We start from the raw sequence: 13464 nt of genomic DNA, 5'->3' as shown, positions 1-13464 counted from the left end.
CTCAGGAGCGCTCGCCGGTGGCGGCCTGCGCCTTGCGCTGGGCGCGCAGCACATTGCGCTGGACCTTGCCCGACGGCGTCTTGGGAAGCTCGTCGACCAGGTGGACTCGGCGCGGGAAGGCGTGCGCGGCGTACTCGGTCTTCACGAACCGGGCGATCTCCTCGCCCAGGCCGTCCGTGCCCTCGGCGTCATCGCGCAGCACGACGAAGGCCTCCACGACCTCGCCGCGCAGGTCGTTGGGCACGCCGATCACGGCGGCCTCGGCCACGGCGGGGTGGCCCATCAGGGCCGACTCGACCTCGAGCGGGCCCACCCGGTAGCCGGCCATGAGGATGACGTCGTCGTCGCGCGACGTGAAGGCGAAGGCGCCCGAGGACAGCCTGCGGGCGAGGTCGCCGGTGAGGTACCGGCTGCCGTCGGAGGAATAGCGCTGCGCGGTGCGCGCGGGCTCGTCCACGTAGCCGGTGAACCACATCAGGGGGCTGTCCGGCAGGACGATCGACAGGCGGCCGGGCTCGTCGTCAGCGGCGGGGCGATCCTCCTCCATTTCGAGGACCTGCGCGGCGAATCCGGGCAGGGGCCTGCCCATGGAGCCGGGCTCGATCGGGCGCAGCACGTCCGGGTGCCAGCCGTTGACGATGCACATGCCCATCTCGGTCTGGCCGTAGTCATCGCGGATGGCCGTGCCCAGGTGCTGCTGCGCCCACTCGACCAGCTGCGGGTTCAGGGGCTCTCCTGCGGAGGAGGCCACCCGCACACTGACGGGCTCGTCCGGGCCGGACCCGGAGCGCAGCACGCGGTAGACGGTCGGCGCCGCGGCGAGGTTGGTGACCCCGAGCTCGCTGAGCAGCCGCCAGGTCAGCTCCGGGCTGAAGCCGCCGCGCAGCAGGATGTTGGCCCGGCCCATGAACAGCGGGCCCATGATCCCGTAGTACAGGCCGTAGGCCCATCCGGGGTCGGCGGCGTTCCAGAAGACATCGTCCGCACGCACGTCCAGGCCGTAGTCGAGGTAGATGCCGAAGGCGGCCAGCGCGCGCACCGGGACCGGCACGGCCTTGGGCGAGCCGGTGGTGCCGGAGGTGTAGATGTGCACCAGGTGGTCGTCGCCGTCGCACAGCGCTGCCGGCATGCCCGGCTGGTGCTGCTCGAGCAGCTGGTCCAGGGCGGGCTCCCGCACGGGCTCGCCGGAGCCGTCGTCGGCGGTCACGACCGTCCAGTCGGCCTCAGGCCCGCACAGCTGCTCGGAGTCAAGCTTGCTGCGCTGGGAGGCGTCGCAGACCACCACTCGAGGCCGGCTGGGCAGCAGCCGCTGGACGATCGCGGACGGGGCGAAGGCCGTGAACAGCGGGATGTGTGTCGCCCCCAGGCGCCAGATGCCCAGCAGCGTCACCACCAGGTCCTCGCCCTTGCCCATCAGGGTGGCCACCCGGTCGCCGGGCCCCACGCCGAGCTCGGCCAGTGCAGCGGCGGCGCGCTGCGAGCGCTCGGTGAGGTGCCCGTAGGTCAGCTCCCGGCGGGAGAGATCCTGCTCGACGACCGTGAAGGCCACCGCCTCCGGGTCGTGGCGGTCGCACAGCAGGTGCGCCACCGGGATGCCGGTGCCGCCGACGAGCTCCAGCAGCTCCTGCGTCCTGGACTCCGGGGTGCTCACGGCGCCTCCTTCATGGGTGGGATCGCGCTTCCGTGCGCTCTTGCACGGGATGCTTCAGCAACCTACTGGTGCGCCCGGGCGTGTGCAACGGCTCACACTCCAGCGGCGCGTCGCGGCGCGGCAGGTACGACGACGGCCGCACCGAGCATGTCGGTGCGGCCGTTGTGATGCTGCGGGAGGCTTCGGCTCAGGCGAACCAGATGCCGATCTCGCGCTCGGCGGACTCGGCGGAATCCGAGCCGTGCACGATGTTCTTCTGGACCTTCTCGCCCCAGTCGCGGGCCAGGTCGCCGCGGATGGTCCCGGCGGCGGCCTTGACCGGATCGGACACCCCGGCCATGGCGCGGAAGGACTCGATCACGGACTCGCCCTCGAACACCGCGGCCACGATGGGCCCGGACATCATGAACTCGACGAGCGGCTCGAAGAACGGCTTGCCCTGGTGCTCGGCGTAGTGCTGCTCCAGGATCTCCCGGGTGGCGTCGAGCTTCTTCAGCTCGGCCAGGCGGAAGCCGCGGGCCTCGACCCGGGCCAGGACCTGACCGGTCAGGCCTCGCTCGACGCCGTCGGGCTTGACCAGGATGAGGGTGCGCTCGGTCATTCGGTGCTTCTCCGTCTCTGCCGTGCGCCCTGGTACGGGCGCGGTGTTCGGGTCTCTGTGACCACCCTACTGGGGCACGGTGCCGCCTTCAGCGCGCAGGCGTCCCGACAACGGACCACAGCAGCCGCGCGGCCTCTCCCAGCGCCTGGGCGAAGCCATCGGGGTCCTCGGCGGTGTCGGTCCGGAAGCTGAGGCAGAACTCGAACTCGTGCTCGCCCTTGGTGTAGGCGATCCCGAAGCCCGCTGCCGTGGACGGGGCGAAGGCGTAGCGCACGATGGACTGCGCCCCGCCCACCGAGGTGGTCGACAGGAAGTCCTCCGAGAGCGCGTCCAGCGACGGGTCGCTGAGCAGCCCCTCCTGCGCTTGGGCCTCATCTGCCATCAGCCGCAACCCGGTGAGGTGCCGCTCCGGACCGTGTCCCGCCTTGCAGGCCTTGATCCAGTCCTTGTGGGCCTCGATCGCCGCGCGCAGCTGCTCCTGGGTCGCGGTGCCCTCCACGGCGGCGGCCGCGAACTCGACGGCCCGGGAGGTCACGGGACGAAGGCACTCGGTGCGCCCGGCCTGGAACTCGCGAACGTCGACCGATTCGTAGACGCTGCGCACCCGCCCGAAGGCCAGCAGCTGGGCGATCGTGAAGATCAGCTGCTGGACGGCGTCGTCGCTCATCCGGAACGGCCGGTCCTCGGCGGCCGCGCGCGGCACTGTGACGAGGCGCACCGACAGCGGCTCGACGGCCTGAGACACGCCCTCCAGCCCGGTGCGCACGCGCTGGGCCTGCTCCGCAGTCATCGACCAGGCGAGCTCCGGGGCCTCGATGACCAGGTCCGGATCGGCGGCGGGGGCGTCGTGGATCTCGACCTGCTGCATGCGCCCCACGGCCGCCAGCACCGTGGCCCCGTCGATCGTGCTGTGCTCCACGTGCACGCCCGTGAAGGTGTCACCCAGGCCGATCTCGTAGGACATCGGCTTGCGCACCCAGGCGTCGTGGAAGCCGAAGGCCAGGTGCCGCAGGTGCTGCTCCTCGGTGAGCTCCTGCTCCTGCAGGCTCACGGTGAAGACCAGCCGGGACAGCCGCTCGTAGGTCCGCGCGTTGGACTCCTCTGCCAGCAGCCCGTCGAGGATCTCGGCGGCGGCCTCGGAGGGCAGCCAGGAGACCGCGCCGAAGGGCAGTTCGTCCCGGGCTCCGCCCGGCGCGGCGACGATCGTGCGCAGCGCCTGCGCGATCCAGGCGGCGCTGCGGGGCTGGCCGTCGGCATCGGCAATCGGCAGGACTCGCAGACGCCCCCGGTGGAGGATGCCGATCTCGGCGTCGGCGGCCTCGACCCGCGGCCGGCGGATCTCGTCCGTGCCCGCCTGCGGGTGCCGCAGCCCGCCGCCCAGGGCCTCCCACTGCTGCATGCACAGGTGCGCACCGCGCGGGCTGACCTCCACCGGGGTCTCACCGCGCAGCTGCTGCAGGTGCACGGCGGCCGCGCGGTGGATGAAGCGCGCGGCGCGATCCAGGCCAGGAACCCCGGGCTCGTCGGCCAACTGGAAGCCCACGCTCGTGCTCAGCGGCAGGGGGTCGCGCGTGCGCAGGTAGCCGCGCAGCCACTCCCGCGACAGCCAGCTGCGGCCCTCCGCGTCCTCCTGCCGGGCGAAGTCCAGCAGACGCTGCTGCAGCAGAGGGGCGCCGCCGGCCAGCCAGTCCTGAGCGGTCTCGCGAGTGCGCTCGAGCTGAGCGGGCTCCACGAGCGGGCGCACGGCTGCCAGCAGCCTCTGCACGGTCGGCTCGAGCTCGGGCACGGGCAGCGCAGGAGGGGTCATGGTGTCCTCTTCGAAACGGTGGCGCCGACGACTCGTCGACGGCATCTCGATTCTCGCAGGCGCCGCGCGACCCCGGCAGAGTGCAGCCGCAAGTGTGAGCAGAGCCGCATCGCCCTCGGTGCGGCCCCCGCCCGGGCGGACAGAGCTATCCCCGGACCGGCGAGCCCGCACCCCATGTCGCCGGGGGCGGCGGGCTCAGCTCGCGAACGGCATCGACCTGGGATGCAGCATGCTCGATCGCCGAACTCGCCAGAAAGTCATGCAGTCCGAGCAGGGCACCTCTGGCGGCTTCAGCATCTCGATTCGCCATCGCCCTCAGGCAGGGAACGTAGAAGGAGCGGCCTCGCTCCACCTCGCCCGGCCTCTGGGCGGTCGTCGCCAGCCAAAACCGTCGCGAAAGCCCCTGCAAGGGAGTCAGCGAATCGGCCAGGTAGTCGTTGACCGCAGCGCGTCTGATCAGTTCATGCGAGCGCGCGACGCCGGCGACGTAGCCCTCCGTGGACGACACGGCGGCCAGGGCTTCGGCATGTGCGCGCAGCTCCTCGACCTGCTCCGGGCTGGCCCGGGTGCTGGCCAGCCCGACCGCCAGGGCCTCCAGTGAGCGCCGGACCTCGAGGCGCGCCAGCTGATCGTCCACGGAGATGACCGGCACTCGCAGACCCCTGACGGGGCCGAGATCGAGCCAGCGGTCCTGGACCAGCCGCTGGACAGCCTCACGGAGCGGCGTGCGCCCGCACCCCGTGGATTCCATCAGCGCGGCCTCGGTGACGGCCGCCCCTGCTGGCAGAGCGCCCGTCTCGATCATCTGAGCGAGCAGCGCATAGGCCTCGTCTCGTTTGCTCATCGCCTCACCCTAAGGCTCGCCGCGGAAGACCGCCCCCTGAGGCTCCGGACAATCTCGCCCAGATGCTTGATATATGTGGGATATACGACGTAGTGTGCGCCGCAACCTGTTACCCAGATCACATGGAGGGCCCGTGAAGTACCGTCCGCAGCATCAGGAGAACCCGCTGCCGTTCTCACCGTTCAAGAGCTCCACCGTCCCTCGACCCATCGGCTGGCTCTCCTCCGTGAGCCCTGAAGGCGTGGAGAACATCGCTCCCTACAGCCAGTGGCAGAACCTGACCTTCGACCCGCCGATGGTGATGTTCTCCGCCAATCAGTACCCGGACGGTCGACGCAAGGACACCGTGCTCAACGCCGAGCGGACCGGGTGGTTCGTCTGGAACATGGCGACCTACGACCTCCGGGAGGCGGTCAACACCTCGGCCATGGCGCTGGACTCCGCAGCTAGCGAATGGGACCGCATCGCCGAGCACGGCGTCACCAAGGTCTACGCGGACAACCACCCGATACCGATGGTGGCGCAGTCACCCATCCGCTTCGAGTGCCGCTACCACTCGACCCACCACATCCCCGGAGACTCCGAGGTCGGAACTGTCGACATCGTCTTCGCCCATGTGGATACGATCCACATCGACGACGACGTCATCACACCTGAAGGTCGCATCGACATTCCCAAGATCCAGCCGATCGCTCGACTGGGCTACTTCGACTACACCGTCGTCCGCGAGACGTTTGAGATGCGGGTGCCCGGCGCGGACGGGGAGGCCCAGGCCGGGCTGGAGGGCCGCGCATGAGCCCCGCGACACCCTCCGCCCGGCCGGCCGACGGCGCTGCGCTCGACGAGCCGCAGCCGCGTCGTTTGCGAGACATGATCGCCGTCAACTTCGGCAACGCCCTCGAGTGGTACGACTGGAACGTCTACACGATCTTCGCCCCGGTCTTCGCTGCCCAGATCTTCCGCTCGGGCAACCCTGCGTCTGATCTCCTGGCGACCCTGGCGGTATTCGCCGTCGGCTTCGTGGCTCGTCCCCTCGGCGGTTTCCTGTTCGGCGCCTATGCAGACCGCGTGGGGCGCAAGAAGAGCCTGTTCATCGCGATGATGATCACCGCCCTGGGCAGCTTCATGATCGCCGTGACTCCGACCTTCGAGACCGCGGGCGTCCTGGCCGCCGTCATACTGGTCAGTGCGCGGCTCATCCAGGGCCTGGCCCACGGAGGCGAGATGGGCACTGCCGTGACCTACCTCGTCGAGCGCGCACCGCGCTCACGACGCGCGCTGTACGGCTCCACCTCGTGGGTCTCCGTGATCCTCGGCACCATCATGGCCACCTTGACGGGAATGGCGATCAACGCGGGCCTCACCCCGGATCAGGTGGCGTCGTGGGGCTGGCGCTTGGCCTTCGGCCTCCTAGGCCTGTACGCCCTGTACCTGCGGCGCTCGATCTCCGAGTCGGAGACCTTCACCCAGTCGGTGCCGCAGGTGCAGACGACCACCAAGTCCACCCAGCCTGCCTCCGGCCATCGTGGGGACGCACCCGCCGGTCGAGGCCACGCCCTTGGCGCGCCATCCGTAGGGGTCGGTCTGCTGATGATCTTCGCCCTGTCGGCCGGCGGATCCCTGATGTTCTACACGTGGCTGATCTATCTGCCCACGTACGCCCAGGTTCAGCACGGCATGACTCCCCAGCAGACTCTGGGGGCCTCCCTGGTGGCTCAGGTGATCTTCCTCGCCACGATCGTCGCGGCTGGGCTGCTCGGGGACCGGATCGGCCGCAAGCCCTTGGTGATCGGGTTCGGCGCCGCTTTCCTCGTTCTGCCCTTCGTGCTGTTCCGCATGCTCGACGGCAGCGTCGCCTCGTTCCTCCTGGTCCAGTGCCTCGCGCTGATCGCCATCGCGCTGCTCTTCGGTGTGAACGGCGCAGTGTGGTCCGAGGTCCTGCCCTTGAGGGTGCGCGCGAAGGGTGTCGCTGCGACACTGTCGCTCGCGACCGCGGTCTTCGGCGGAACCGCCCCATATGTCATCACCTGGCTGTCTCAAGCCGGCATGGGATCCGTGTTCTCGTGGTATCTCGCCGGCATCGCGGGCCTGACCTTGGTGGCGGGTCTGCTGATGCGAGAGACCAAGCACGTGGATCTCACGCTCTAGGAGATGGTCCGGGCCTGCCCGCTCCACTCCTGCGGCCTCTAGAATCGAGGGCCGTCCGCGGCGCCCAGCCGCGGACCGCCGAGGCTGAGAGGGAGATGCTGGTGGAGCTCGATCTGCTGCACGTGCGACCCGCCGGACAGGGCTGGGCCCCGTGGACGCCCTCGTCCGGCTGACTGCGCGGCTGCTGGATGCCCGGGTGATCCGTCTCGACGAACGCGCCCCGCACACGGCCCTGCAGCGCGGCGCCTCCGCGATCCCCCGGTTCCGCTCCGCCTCCTCACGCGGCCTGCTGGTCATCACCCCGAACCCGGCGCATCTGGCTCAAGCGGCGCGGGTGCGGCACTGGCTGCCCGGCCACGCCACGATCGTCGCCTGGGTGATCGACTCGTTCTGGACGTATCGCATCGCCCGCTTCACCCGCACCGGGCGGCACTTCGATCACCTGTTCATCACGGATCCCGGCCTGCGCCAAGAGTGGGCCCCGCTGACGGACGCCCCCGTCTCCGTGTTGCCCTGGGGCGCCGACACCCTCACCTTCCCGCTGCAGGACGGGGACCGCAGCACCGATCTGCTGCGCGTCGGACGCCAGCCGCCGGCCTGGGACGACGACGCCGCCACGGCGCGGCTGGCCGTCGAGCGCGGGCTGCGCTTCCAGGGGCGCCCGCCGCTGGATCCCGCGGACCCGGCCTGCAACTACGAGCACCTGCGTCAGGCACCGCTGCGCAGCCGCTTCATGCTGGCCTTCTCCAACCTCGTCAGCCCAGCGTCCTACACCCACCCGACCCGCGACTACCTCACGGGGCGCTGGACCGATGCGCTGGCGGCCGGGGCAGTCGTCGTCGGGGCGGCCCCGAGCGGCACCCTGGAGACGCTGTGGGAGACGGCCACCGTCGAGGTCTCCCCCACGGATCCAGCCGCGGGTCTGGAGCGCATCGCCGAGCTCAGCGGGCAGTGGAGCCCGGAGGCGGCTCGGGCGCAGCAACTGCTGGCCCGGCAGAGGCTGGACTGGCGCCACCGCCTCCGCACGCTGTGCGAGGTCCTAGAGATCCCCGAGACACCGCTGCTGACCCGGGAGTTGCAGCACCTGGAGGCAGCCGCGAGAGCCCCTCACCGCTTCTCGATCCGTTGCGAGAGCTCAAGCACCGGGCGTTCCTGGCCCGCCGAGACGTCAGGCTGGTGGGCACCAGCCTGCTCAGCCGACGGACCGGAGCGCTGGCCCAGCAGCTGCGAATCGCCCGCGCAGGACTGGACCTGCCGCCCCTGGCTGCTCACCGGGGCATATGGGCCGTGGGCATGGTCCGCGATGAGGCCGATGTCTTGGCCGAGACGATCCGGCATCTGCTCGCCCAGGGTGTCGAGCCCGTTCTCGTGGCGGACAACCTCTCCACGGACGGTACCGAGCAGATCCTCCGCGAACTGGCCGCCGAGCACCCGCAGGTCCTCGTGGCCAGCGATGCCGAGCCCGCCTACCTGCAGTCGGCCAAGATAACCCTGCTCGCCGAGGCCGCAGCCAGCGCAGGTGCGAAGTGGATCATCCCGTTCGATGCCGACGAGCTCTGGTACGGGTCTCGCTCCACGCTCGCCGAGACGCTGTCAGCCGCCCGCGCTCCGATCGCGCGGGCCGTGGTGCACAACGCCTTCCCTTCCCCCGACGGCGGGGACGGGCTGCGGCTGGATCAGAGCCCGCACTACGACGACAAGGTCGCCTTCCGCCCCTTCCCCGGGGTCGTGGTGGCCATGGGCAACCACGAGGTCAGTCGCCCGGGCAGATCGGAGTCGTCGCTGCGGATCCTCCACCGTCCGTGGCGCAGCTAAGAGCAGTTCGCGCTCCAGTCGCGCAACGGGGCCGCAGCGCTGGCGCTGGCGCAGCTGCCTGCCGAGAAGGCGTATCACTGGCGGGCCCTCGGAGCCCTGGAGGAGCACGAGCTGCGCTCGGCCTGGCAGTCGCTGCTTGCCGGCACGTCCCCGGAGGAGGTCGCCTGGGGGCCCCGAGGACGTCTGGCGCCTCTGGGGCCGCGACTGCCGCGCTCATGGGACGAGGTCCAGCGGCTGCTGTGACGGGCTAGCGCTCCGAGCCCGCCAGACAGCGCATGTAGGCGCCCAGCCGCTCGCGCGAGGTCGGCATGGACTCCTCGGCTCCCAGCTGCGAGTTCCTGGGACGCGGCGCCGCAGCAGGACGGTCCCGGAAGGACTCCGCCGTGCTGACGGGGCTCACCCGCTGCGGGCCATGGCCCGTCAGCTCGAAGACCGCGCGCCACCTCGAACCAGCTCATGGCCGGCCCGCCGCTGGTAACGTGCCGGGTGCCGTAGGGGGCCTGCTCGACCACGAGCTCCAGCAGCACGTCGGCCAGGTCCTCGGCGAAGGTGAGCCGGCCGTGCTGATCGTCGACGACGGCCGGGTCGATGCCTCTTTCGGCCAGCGAGGCTATGATCCGCACGAAGTTGGCGCCGTCGCCGATCACCCAGCTCGTGCGCACGATCCAGTGCTTCGCCCAGGTCCGCTCTGCGGCCTCCCCGGCTGCCTTGGACTGCCCGTACGCTGACAGCGGGGCCACGAGGTGCTCGGGGGCGTGCTTCTGATCCAACGGCAGGGAGCCGTCGAAGACGTAGTCGGTCGACACGTGCGCCAGGGGGACGTCGTGATCGCGGCAGGCGGCGGCGAGCGCACCCATGGCCGTGGCATTGACCTGCCAGGCGCGGGCGCGGCCCTCGGCGGTCTCGGCCTCGTCGACCGCGGTGAACGCCGAGGCGTTGAGCACCGCGCGGGCGGTCTCCAGCTCGGCGAGCGGCCAGCTGCACGGGGCCTTTATGTCACAGTCGGCGCGCTCGAAGGTCCGGTGCGCGATGCCGCGGCGCTGGCAGACGGCCACCAGGGCTCGGCCAAGCTGCCCGGCGGCGCCCAGGATGAGCAAGGGTGCCGCCGGCACCGGCGCCACCTCTGCCAGACGCGGATGCTGCCGATCCTTGTCCGAGAGTTCCGCCTGCTTGAGCGGAACCGGCCGCTCGATAGCGACGGTCTCGTCGGCGAGGTTCAGGAACGTGTAGCGCGATTGCGCCTCGGGCGACCAGTGCGCGGTGACCAGATAGGTGTAGGCGGTCGCCGGCTCCAGGGTCTGGAACCCGTTGGCCACCCGGCGCGGGACGAATACGGCCGTGTCCGGTCCGAGTCTCCTGGGTCACGACGGTGCCGAAGCTCTCCCCCTCGCGCAGATCCACCCATGCGCCGAAGACCCTGCCGGTGGCAACGGACACGTACTTCTCCCACGGCTCGGCGTGCAGGCCGCACGTGGCCCCGATCGCGGCGTTGAAGGAGATGTTGTTCTGGACCGGGCGGATGTCGGGCAGCCCGTCCTCGGTCATCTTCTGCCGCTGCCAGTTCTCCTTGAGCCAGCCGCGGCTGTCGCCGTGGACGCCGAGCCGCACGATCAGCAGGCCCGGGATGGCTGTCTCGGTGATCTCCATGTGCCCGTTCCTCACTGCCCGCTGCGGGCGTAGTCGGCCTCGACGGCCGCCTTGTGCGGGCGCCACCAGTCCTCATGCTCGCGGTACCACTGCACGGGGGGCTGTCCAGCGTGCTCGGAGGCTCCGACTACCCACTGGGCGCGAACCTGGGCAGGCGCCGGGCCATCGCCGAGACGACGGCGGATTCGACGAGGCCTTCGCCAGAGGCCACGATGAGACAGATCTCGCCTGGCGCGCCCAGGCGGCGGGATTCGCCCTGACCGAGGCTCCTGAGGCCGTCATCGACTACACGCAGCGCCTGGCGCCCCGCTCACGGGCCAGGCAGGCCCGCTGCTCGGGTCGGACCTCGATCCAGCTCTGGACCCGCCATGAGCACCTGCTCCCGCCGCACGCCGTGGACATGCGGGCCGCAGTCCGCAACCTATTGCGGAGCCTGCCGCTGGGCCTGCGGCTGCTGCTGGGCCGCGCCGATCTGGAGGCCGTAGCCGCCTGGGGTTGGTGCGCCGGGGTGCTCGGGCCACGTGCGCTATCGGCTGCTGCGGCGGATTCCCGCTCCGATCATCCCGGTCATCCCGCCGGTCAGTGCTCGGGGGCCTCGAGACGGCTCAGACTGACCAGGTGGGCGAACTCCGGGTCGTCGGCGACCAGCTGCGCAATGCTCCCCCGCGAGCGCAGCCGCCCATCGGCGAAGAACAGGATCTCGTCGACATGGCGGATCGTGGACAGCCGGTGGGCGATCACCACCACGCTCAGCTGGCCGCGCAGGCGCTCGATCGTCTCGGTGATCTCCCGCTCGGGGCGATTGTCCAGTGCACTGGTGGCCTCATCGAGGATCAGCACGCTGGCCTGGGAGTAGAGAGCTCGGGCGATCCCGAGTCGCTGGTTCTGCCCGCCTGACAGACGCGCGCCCTCATCGCCCACGCGCGTCTGCATGCCCTCGGGCAGCCCCGTGATCACCTCCTCCCGACGGGTCCGGCCGACCACGTCAGCCAGCAGCCGCTCATCGACCTCCTCTGGTCGCTGCCCGAAGGCGATCAGCTCGCGGATCGTCCCGTCCCACAGGTAGACCCGCTGGGAGACCATGGCCACCTGGCTGAGCCAGGCCCGCGAGTGCTCGACGATGTCGATCCCGGCGGCCCGGATCTCACCCTGGGTGGGCTCGTAGAGACCCGCCAGCAGATCAACGAACGTGGTCTTGCCCGCCCTGGAGCCCCCGACCAGTGCCACGGAGCCGCCGAAGGGGATCCGCGCGGTGATCCCCGACAGGACGTCCTCGTGGGCATCCGGGTAGCGGAAGCTCACGTCGCGCACCTCCACGGCGTCGCTCGGTCCCATGCTGATCCTCGTCCCGTCCTCGGGCTGGGCCGCGGAGGTCTGAGCGCGCAGCACGTCGATCCCCTGGGCGAGGTCCCGCAGCACCGGGGAGCCCGAGTTGATCTGGTAGAAGGAGGCCACCGATCTGTTCAGAGCGGGGATGATGCGCATGGCCGCTGCCGCGAAGACGGCCAGCAGTCCGAAGGCGGTCTCCGGATCCTGCGTGAGGAACAGCAGCGTGGCGACCAGGAGGTTGCCCAGGATCATCACGATCTCCAGGAGGTGCTTGGCCAGCTCGTTGAAGATCAGCTGGAACCGGGTCAGCCCCGCCGGCTCCTCCCGGTTCACCCGGAACCGATCCACGAACGGGGACTCCCGCTGGAAGATCCGCGTCTCGCGGAAGCCCTCGATGGCCGGATGCCCGGAGCCGGCCGACTCCTTCTGCAGCTCGAAGTTCCGTTGCGCGTACTTCAGGGAGTAGGGCTTGAGCACGCGCGTCGTGAGCATCGCGAACCCGCCGAAGACGATGATCGAGGCCGCCGCTGCCAGCGGGGAGGCCAGCAGCCGGAACAGGAACATCAGGACCACGGCCATGAGGTCCACGACCAGCATCAGGATGCTGCCGAGCACGACGTTGAAGGCTGTGGGGACGGCGCTGGTCACCTTCGTGAGCATGGCGCCCTTCGAGCGCATCCGATGATCCTGATAGCGAGCGGCGGTGTAGAGGCGCAGCAGCTAGGTCTGGGCGGCCGAGGTGGCGCGCGTGGGCTGGCCCAGGATCCTCCAGCGCACGGCCACGACCGCGAGGTTCTTCAGGACGACGGCGAAGAGCACCAGCCCCGCCGTGATGATCAGCAGGGTCTGGGCATCTCGCTGCCCTACCAGAGGCACCACCAGGCGCTCCAGCAGCGGCGGCGTCTGCTCGGGGGGGGGGGGACATCAGCAGCTGGGTCAGAGGCAGCATGGAGGCCACTGCCACCAGGTCCAGGATCGCAGGGACGAACGCCGCTGCGGCCCTGCCGATGATCCGCCACCGCATCCGCCACGGGATCATGGTGAAGACGGTGCGCAGGTCACGCACGACGCCCAGCGCGGACTCAGCGCTTCGGGTCACTCGGTTCACTCGGGTCTCCAGATCGGCAGTGCTGGCGCCCTGGCCCAGCGGAGGACGCCGTATCCTCAAGCTGCGCACCATGGTGGTCGACGCCGAGGAGCGCCTGGGGAGCTCATGCTGCGCGAGCAGCTCGGCCGAGAGGGCCTGTTCAAGCTCGAGCACGACCCGCGCATGACGCGCGTCGGGGCCTTCCTGCGACGCACGAGCCTGGACGAGCTGCCCCAGCTGCTCAACATCCTGCGCGGCGAGATGTCCCTGGTGAGCCCGCGCCCTCCGCTGCCGCGCGAGGTCGCCGCCTACGACACCCCCACCCGGGGCCGTCTGCTGGTGCGCCCCGGACTGACCGGGCTGTGGCAGGTCTCCGGCCGCTCCAACCACTCCTGGGAGGACTCGGTGCGCCTGGACCTGCTGTACGTCAAGCAGTGGTCGATGGTCCAGGTCCTGCTGATCCTCGTGAAGACGGTCCGTGCCGTGGTCACGGCGCGCGGCGCGTACTGAGGCTCGAGCGCGCAGCCCGGACGAC

At 70.5% G+C, this 13464-nt stretch carries 10 protein-coding genes and 2 pseudogenes; 5 read left to right on the top strand and 7 right to left on the bottom strand.

Annotated features, from left to right (window positions below):
- Position 1: 1 nt before the first annotated feature.
- The 4 genes from M3E84_RS07260 to M3E84_RS07245 all read right to left on the bottom strand — a co-directional run bounded on the left by M3E84_RS07260 (position 2) and on the right by M3E84_RS07245 (position 4903).
- The gene (locus tag M3E84_RS07260; protein ID WP_259895548.1) at positions 2-1651 is read right to left on the bottom strand and encodes an AMP-binding protein; all 1650 of its coding nucleotides are present in this window, start codon (positions 1649-1651) and stop codon (positions 2-4) included.
- Between the two features lie 187 nt (positions 1652-1838).
- Positions 1839-2252, bottom strand: a complete 414-nt coding sequence (ndk, locus tag M3E84_RS07255) for a nucleoside-diphosphate kinase (RefSeq protein ID WP_259895547.1) — start codon at positions 2250-2252, stop codon at positions 1839-1841.
- Positions 2253-2340: 88 nt separating this feature from the next.
- A complete protein-coding gene (locus tag M3E84_RS07250; protein ID WP_259895546.1) occupies positions 2341-4059 on the bottom strand; it encodes a choline/carnitine O-acyltransferase in 1719 nt (572 codons plus the stop codon).
- Between the two features lie 145 nt (positions 4060-4204).
- Positions 4205-4903 (bottom strand): GntR family transcriptional regulator, encoded by a 699-nt coding sequence (locus M3E84_RS07245; RefSeq protein WP_259895545.1) that lies wholly within the window; start codon positions 4901-4903, stop codon positions 4205-4207.
- A 133-nt stretch (positions 4904-5036) separates the two neighbouring features.
- Here M3E84_RS07245 and M3E84_RS07240 point away from each other — a divergent pair, with 133 nt between their 5' ends.
- From M3E84_RS07240 to M3E84_RS07230, 4 genes and pseudogenes are all read left to right on the top strand, one after another.
- Complete coding sequence (locus M3E84_RS07240; protein ID WP_259895544.1) at positions 5037-5699, top strand: flavin reductase family protein; 663 nt, start codon at positions 5037-5039, stop codon at positions 5697-5699.
- On the top strand, positions 5696-7051 hold the full coding sequence (locus tag M3E84_RS07235) for an MFS transporter (RefSeq protein WP_259895543.1): 1356 nt from the start codon (positions 5696-5698) through the stop codon (positions 7049-7051). Before M3E84_RS07240 ends, M3E84_RS07235 begins: the two co-directional genes overlap by 4 nt.
- Positions 7052-7784: 733 nt before the next feature.
- Positions 7785-8075 (top strand): annotated as a pseudogene (locus M3E84_RS12495) (glycosyltransferase); the annotation flags it as partial.
- Between the two features lie 269 nt (positions 8076-8344).
- A complete protein-coding gene (locus tag M3E84_RS07230; protein ID WP_259895569.1) occupies positions 8345-8866 on the top strand; it encodes a glycosyltransferase family 2 protein in 522 nt (173 codons plus the stop codon).
- A 247-nt stretch (positions 8867-9113) separates the two neighbouring features.
- On the opposite strand, the pseudogene M3E84_RS07225 reads toward M3E84_RS07230, so the two are convergent.
- The 3 genes and pseudogenes from M3E84_RS07225 to M3E84_RS07215 all read right to left on the bottom strand — a co-directional run bounded on the left by M3E84_RS07225 (position 9114) and on the right by M3E84_RS07215 (position 12721).
- Positions 9114-10513, bottom strand: a pseudogene (locus M3E84_RS07225) (sugar nucleotide-binding protein).
- A 579-nt stretch (positions 10514-11092) separates the two neighbouring features.
- On the bottom strand, positions 11093-12520 hold the full coding sequence (locus tag M3E84_RS07220; RefSeq protein WP_259895542.1) for an ABC transporter ATP-binding protein: 1428 nt from the start codon (positions 12518-12520) through the stop codon (positions 11093-11095).
- A 42-nt stretch (positions 12521-12562) separates the two neighbouring features.
- A complete protein-coding gene (locus M3E84_RS07215) occupies positions 12563-12721 on the bottom strand; it encodes a hypothetical protein (RefSeq protein WP_259895541.1) in 159 nt (52 codons plus the stop codon).
- Positions 12722-13055: 334 nt separating this feature from the next.
- Between M3E84_RS07215 and M3E84_RS07210 the strand changes: the two genes are divergently transcribed.
- Complete coding sequence (locus M3E84_RS07210; RefSeq protein WP_311200450.1) at positions 13056-13439, top strand: sugar transferase; 384 nt, start codon at positions 13056-13058, stop codon at positions 13437-13439.
- Positions 13440-13464 lie beyond the last annotated feature (25 nt).

It is taken from the genome of Kocuria sp. p3-SID1428, assembly GCF_025149945.1.
GTDB lineage: Bacteria > Actinomycetota > Actinomycetes > Actinomycetales > Micrococcaceae > Kocuria.
The sequence above is the reverse complement of the archived record's forward strand: the minus strand, read 5'-3'. Positions and strand labels throughout refer to the sequence as shown.

Excerpts from the sequence above, each read along its gene's own strand:
- M3E84_RS07245 (WP_259895545.1), bottom strand. The coding sequence starts at position 4,903 with ATGAGCAAACGAGACGAGGCCTATGCGCTGCTCGCTCAGATGATCGAG.
- M3E84_RS07235 (WP_259895543.1), top strand. The coding sequence starts at position 5,696 with ATGAGCCCCGCGACACCCTCCGCCCGGCCGGCCGACGGCGCTGCGCTC.
- M3E84_RS07210 (WP_311200450.1), top strand. The coding sequence starts at position 13,056 with ATGCTGCGCGAGCAGCTCGGCCGAGAGGGCCTGTTCAAGCTCGAGCAC.
- M3E84_RS07220 (WP_259895542.1), bottom strand. The coding sequence starts at position 12,520 with ATGCGCTCGAAGGGCGCCATGCTCACGAAGGTGACCAGCGCCGTCCCC.
- ndk (WP_259895547.1), bottom strand. The coding sequence starts at position 2,252 with ATGACCGAGCGCACCCTCATCCTGGTCAAGCCCGACGGCGTCGAGCGA.
- M3E84_RS07230 (WP_259895569.1), top strand. The coding sequence starts at position 8,345 with ATGGTCCGCGATGAGGCCGATGTCTTGGCCGAGACGATCCGGCATCTG.
- M3E84_RS07250 (WP_259895546.1), bottom strand. The coding sequence starts at position 4,059 with ATGACCCCTCCTGCGCTGCCCGTGCCCGAGCTCGAGCCGACCGTGCAG.